Genomic DNA, 6641 nt, shown 5'->3' with positions numbered 1-6641 from the left:
TGTCCGGACAATCTGGCTTACGTCATCTACACCTCCGGTTCCACCGGCCAACCCAAGGGCACCTTGCTCACCCATGCCGGTGCCGCGCATTACCTGCAATGGGCTGTGGAACACTATCGACCAACTCCCAGCGCGGTGGTGTCTTCGTCGCTGTCCTTCGATGCCACCTTGACCAGCCTGTTCGCCCCGTTGCTATGCGGTGCGCAGGTCGAATTGCTGCCCGAACACGACACCCTCGATGCCTTGCGGCAACGCCTGTGCGATCCGACTCCGCTGGGCTTGGTCAAGCTCACCCCGGCGCATCTGGAAGTGCTCGGTCAGCAGTTGGCCGACCATCCAACACCGCTGAGCCCGTCAGTGATGGTGATCGGCGGCGAAGCGCTGCCGGCGGCCACGCTGGCCCGTTGGCAGACCCTCGCGCCCCATACCCGGCTGATCAACGAATACGGCCCGACCGAGACCGTGGTCGGTTGTGCGGTCCACACGACCACCGCAGACGATGCGCATGCGCCGAACGGGCGCGTGCCGATCGGTCAACCGATTGCGCATCTGCGCCTGTACGTCCTCGATGCCTACGGACAACACGCGCCGATCGGCGTTGCCGGTCACCTGCATATCGCAGGGCCACAGCTGGCGCGCGGGTATCTTGGCCGCCCCGATCTGACCGCCGAACGTTTCGTCCCCGACCCGTTCGCCGAACAGCCCGGCCAACGCATGTACCGCAGTGGCGATATCGCCTGCTGGCGTCCCGACGGCACGCTCGATTATGTCGGCCGCAACGACGACCAGGTCAAACTACGCGGGTTCCGCATCGAACTGGGCGAAATCGCCGCCGCGCTACGCGCCTGCGCGGGCGTGCAGGATGCCGTCGTGTTGCTGCGCGAGGACCACCCGGGCGAACCGCGATTGGTGGCCTATGTGGTTGGCGATGCCGACGTGCACAGCGCCGAGCGCCTGCGCAGTCAATTGGCCAATCGCCTGCCCGAGGCGATGTTGCCGACGGCCTATGTGCACCTGGAAACGCTCCCGTTGACTGCCAATGGCAAGCTGGATCGTCGCACCCTGCCAGCGCCGGACGCCGACGCGCGCGTAATGCAAGCATATGTGGCGCCCGAAGGCGAACGAGAAACACAACTGGCCGACCTTTGGCGCGAGTTGCTGGGTGTCGAACAGGTCGGTCGCCACGACAACTTCTTCGCCCTCGGTGGACATTCGTTGCTGGGCGTGCGGCTGATCTCGCGCATCCGCAGCGCGCTGGGATTGGAACTGCCGCTGGCCACGTTGTTCGCCCAGCCACGTCTGGCCGAATTGGCCCAGGCGCTGGACAACGCCGCCACCAGCACGCTGCCGTCCATCGTGACAACCGACCGTAGCGCGCCATTGCCACTGTCCTTCGCGCAGCAACGGCTGTGGTTCTTGAACCAGCTCGACCCACGCACCGGCACCACGTACCTGATGCATGGCGGCGTGCGCTTGAGCGGCATGCTGCATGTCCCGGCATTGCGCCGTGCATTGGATCGCATCGTCGCCCGCCACGATGCCTTGCGCACACGCTTTTCAAGCGTGGACGACGTCCCATGCCAGATCGTCGCGGCGCCATTTGCATTGGATTTGCACTTGATCGACTTGAGCAAAAAGCCAGATGCGGAAGCCGCCGCGCGTGCGCATGCACACGCCGAAGTCAGTACCGGTTTCGACCTCGCCAACGGGCCACTGATTCGTGGCCGCCTGCTGCGCCTAGCCGAACACGAGCATGTGCTGCTGCTGAGCATGCATCACATCATCTCCGATGGATGGTCCATCGGCGTGCTGATCGAGGAACTAGGCACTTTGTATACGGCGTTCGTCAGCGATTCGCCCGATCCACTGCCGCCATTGCCGATCCAATACGCGGACTACGCCGCCTGGCAACGTCGCTGGGTCGATGGCGAGCAACAACAGCGCCAACTGGAGTATTGGTGCGCCCAGTTGCGCAATGCCCCAGCGGTGCTGGAATTGCCGACGGATCGTCCACGCCCGCCAGTACAGGACACGGCTGGCGACGATGTGGAACTGGTACTGGACGAAGCCCTGAGCATGCGTGTGCATGCCTTGGCTCTGGAGCAAGGCACCACGAGCTTCGCGCTGCTGCTGTCGGCGTGGGCCGTGCTGTTGACGCGCTACAGCGGCCAAACCGACCTGGTGATCGGCACACCGTCGGCCGGCCGTCGCCGCAGCGAACTGGAACCGCTGATCGGCTTCTTCGTCAACACCTTGCCACTGCGCATCGACCTGTCGGCTCGACCAAGCTTCGTGGCATTGCTGGAGCAGGTTCAAAGCAACCTGCTGGCGGCGCAGGCCAACGAGAATATCCCTTACGAGCGCATCATCGAAGCGGTACGCCCAGTGCGCAGCCTGGCGCATGCACCGTTGTGCCAAGCGATGTTCTCGTCCGATACCACGCCGTCCCGCGCCCTCGATCTGCCAGAGCTGCAACTGCGCGCCTACCCGAACGACCATCGCGTCGCCCAATTCGACCTGTCGCTGGACATGCAGATTGCACCCTCGCGGATCGGCGGCATGCTGCGTTACGCCACGGCACTGTTCGATCGCAGCACCATGCAGGGTTATCTGGCGCATTACGCACGCTTGCTGGCCGCACTGGTCGATGCACCGACATTAGCGGTGGACCGACACCCGCTACTGGATGCGACGCAATGGCACTTGCTGCAGCAATGGAACCGCACGACATCCCCGTTGCAGGCACCGACGACGCTGCATAGCGCGTTCCAGGCGCAAGCCCACCGCACACCGGACGCGGTCGCCGTCATCGACGGCACGCACCACCTGTGTTACGCCGAACTGGACGCGTACAGCGACAGGATTGCACAACAATTAGTGCAGGCCGGCGTAAGCCCGGGCGCGTGCGTGGCGACGCTACTGCCGCGCAGTGCCGCGCTGGTGGCCGCGCAACTCGGCATCCTCAAGGCGGGCGCGGCGTATGTGCCGTTGGATCCGCAGCAACCGGCGGCCAGACACGACCAGTTGGCCGATATCTGTCAGGCGCGCGCCATCGTGCACGCACCCGGCGAGGCGCCACCATGGGCGAACGCGCCCTGTGTGCCGATCGTTCTGGACACAATGGCGGCTCTACCGTTCGCGGCGCCGCCGCTACCGGCCTGCGCGCCAGCCTATGTCATGTACACCTCCGGCTCGAGCGGTACGCCCAAAGGTGTAATGGTTCCGCATCAAGGCGTCCTCAACCTGGTGCGCGATCCGAACTACGCCAGCTGGCAGGCGAACGACCGCTTCGCGTTCGCGTCCAACCCGGCCTTCGACTCCAGCACGCTGGAAGTGTGGGCGCCGTTGTTGAGCGGTGGCAGCGTGGTCGTCGTGCCCCAGGAAGTGATGCTCGACCCGAGTGCACTGGCCAACTTCGCCCGCCACCACGCCATCACCGTGCTAATCCTGGTCGCCGGCGTGCTGCGTGCCTATGCGAGCGAACTGGCGCGCGAATTGCCGACGTTGCGCTATCTGATCACCGGTGGTGACATCGCCGATCCGCAGGCGCTCGCCACACTACTGCGCGACACTCCACCACAAACCTTGCTGCAAACCTACGGCCCGACCGAAACCACGCAGTTCGTCACCGCCGTGGCGCTGACCGACGTGGCTGACGATGGCCGGCGCATTCCGATCGGCAAACCGATCGGCAATCTGCGTGTGCATGTCCTCGACCGACATCGTCAGGCATTGCCAGTGGGGATGCAGGGCGAGCTGCATATCGCCGGCCTGGGCCTGGCGCTGGGTTATCTACGGCAACCAGGGTTGACCGCCGAACACTTCGTCCCCGACCCCTTCAGCGAGGAACCGGGAGCACGCATGTACCGAACCGGCGACCTGGGCCGCTGGCGCGTCGACGGCCTGCTCGAATGCCTGGGCCGAGGCGATGCGCAGAGCAAGATCCGCGGATTCCGGCTGGAACCCGGCGAGATCGAGGCAGCGCTGCAGCGCCATCCGGAGGTCAGTCAAGCGCTGGTGCACGTGCGCGAGGACGTGCCCGGGCAACGCCGTCTGGTGGCGTATGTGATCGGCACCCACGCCGATGCCACATCGGTGCCCGATCCGAGCGCACTGCGTCGCCACCTGGCCGCCACATTGCCCGAGTACATGTTGCCGGATGCCTACGTGGGCATGCAGGCCTGGCCACTGACCCCCAACGGCAAGGTGGATGTGCGTGCGTTAGCCATCCCCGACGACGCCCAGCGTGGCATCGCCGAGGTCGAACCACCCCAGGGCGAGAGCGAATGTGCACTGGCGCAGATCTGGTGCGAATTGCTCGGTGTCGGCAACGTCAACCGGCACGACAATTTCTTCGACATCGGCGGCCATTCGCTACTGGCAGTGCAACTGACCACGCGCATTCAAGCCAGACTCGGACGCCGACTGCCACTGTCGCGACTCTTCGCCGAGCCCACACTCGCACGCATGGCCGCGGCGATGGCCGACAGCAACGTCGCGTCCAGCGCCCCGATCGCCGCATTGGTGGACCGTAGCCGTTACTACGAATGATCCCGAAGACCCGGACACGCACTTGCTTGGCATGCATCCTATGCCAGGCAAATGCGTGTCACGTTGAGTCAAGCGCGCCCGCTCGGCAACGGAGAAAAAGCGTAATCACAATGCGCTTCGACACATCGCACGAATTCATCTACGCGAGGGGCAGCGCTGGCGCCGCTTCTTCGAACTTGGCGAATATTCGCCGACAGCGCTATGGTTGACGCTGATTGCCAATCGCCCACCACTTTTTCCATCACATGCTCGCATATCCCACTTCACGTCAGCAGGCCGATCCTCTGGTCGGCGGCACCCCCGCACGGGACAGCCATGCGCTTGCCGTCCGCTCCCAAGGGACACGTCCGCCGCTATTCGTGGTGCCGACCGACGCCGCAGATATCGCCTACGCCTTCGCGCTGGCAGATCATCTCGACGCAGACATCCCGGTCTATGCACTGCCCTGGTCAGACCCGTTACCGACCATGCTGGAAACGCTGGCTGCACAGATGGTCGACATGATCCAGGCGGTGCAGCCGCACGGACCGTATCACCTGCTCGGCTACTCCTCCGGCGGCTTGCTCGCCTATGCCATCGCCCAGCACTTGGGTATGCACGACGCACCGGTGGCCTTCCTGGGTCTGATCGATTGCGACTACCCTGACCGCGCGCCGGATCCCATGACGTTGGAGGACGCGTCCAAACAGCACCTGCTCGCACGCATGAAGCTGCTATTGCAGCGCACACCGGACCACGACGCTGCCCTCCAAGCGGCGTTCGACGACCTGCTTGCGAAAGCAGGACAGGCATCGTTGCAGGAACTGGCCGCGCATGCTCACGGGGATCGACTGTTGAACGAGCTGGCCGCTCGCGAGCAGACCAGCCTGGAGCAGCTCTTCACCACCAGCCGGATGCGCGCAACGTTCGAACGGATGTGGCCCACGTATTGGGCACAGCGGCTTGCCCCGCACTATCCACTGACGGTATTCCATGCGTCCGAGCCCTTTCCCGAGGACACGACGCTCGGCTGGACACGACTGTTACCGCCACGCCAGGTGCAATCGGTGGCCGTCCCCGGCACGCATGTCTCGCTGATCGAAGCCGAACATCTACCGGGCCTGGGTCAATGCATCTCGGCCACGCTCTGCGCGTGCGAATCCACGGTTACGACATCGGCATACGAACCCGCATTCACGCTGCAACTGGGGCGCGCGACGGCGCACGTGGTCGTCTGTGTACCGGGTGCGGGCGACAGCATGACCGGTTTCGTCGATCTGAGCAGCGCGCTGGGACAGAGCTGCCATGTGATCGGCATGCAGCCGCGCGGCACCGATGGCAGTTGCCCGCCGTTCGGCTCGGTGGAACTTGCCGCACAGCACTATCTCGATGCCTTGCCCGGCATCGCGAACAGCGCCTCTGCGCTGCATTTGATCGGTCATTCGTTCGGCGGCTGGGTGGTGTTGGAGATGGCATTGCGTCTGCATGCCCTCGGCCGCCCGCCAGCCAGCCTGACCCTGATCGACACCCGCCCCCCGCATCGCGCCCTGGCTCCGCACGACTGCAAGCGCGACATCATCGTGGACTATTTCCTCGACGCGTTGCAGATGCGTGTACGGACGCCACTGAACATCGACCGCCAGGCACTGCATCGTCTAGGCCAGGATGCATTGATTCAATCGGTGCATCGGGTCATGGTCAAACACGGCCTGATGCCGCAGCGCTCACGCAGCGAGGCCATCCGTGGCAGCCTGACCACGTTCGCCCATTGCTGCCGGACCACCTACACTCCTGCCAAACCCTATCCAGGGACCTTGCATCTGGTCCTTGTCGACAACGCCCAACACGAACAGACGCAGCTGGCCGACACGTATCAAGGCCTGAGCGAAGCCTGGGCCGCGCATGCCGCCGATCTGCGCCCTTGGCGCGGCCCAGGCAATCACATGACCGTGCTTGCCAAACCGCATAGCCAGACCTTGGCCGAGTGGTGGATGTCCAGCGTGCGCGACACGCCGAGCGCCACAACCGCCTCCACTCTCCCTAGGGCAGCCCCAGGCAGGTGATCGCATGACTGCGCACTTGGCGTTGCCGGCACGGCACATCCGCCCCCC

General features: G+C 64.6%; 2 protein-coding genes. Both read left to right on the top strand.

Going from position 1 to position 6641, the window contains the following annotated elements; translation table 11 throughout:
* On the top strand, window positions 1–4551 hold a 4551-nt coding region (locus XalbCFBP2523_RS10675; RefSeq protein WP_146084073.1), incomplete at its 5' end, for a non-ribosomal peptide synthetase.
* Between the two features lie 245 nt (window positions 4552–4796).
* Window positions 4797–6593 (top strand): thioesterase domain-containing protein, encoded by a 1797-nt coding sequence (locus XalbCFBP2523_RS10670; RefSeq protein ID WP_045765519.1) that lies wholly within the window; start codon window positions 4797–4799, stop codon window positions 6591–6593.
* Window positions 6594–6641 lie beyond the last annotated feature (48 nt).

The organism is Xanthomonas albilineans, from assembly GCF_002939705.1.
Lineage (GTDB): Bacteria > Pseudomonadota > Gammaproteobacteria > Xanthomonadales > Xanthomonadaceae > Xanthomonas_A > Xanthomonas_A albilineans.
Note: the sequence above shows the minus strand (reverse complement) of the source record. Positions and strands in the feature narration are given on the sequence as shown.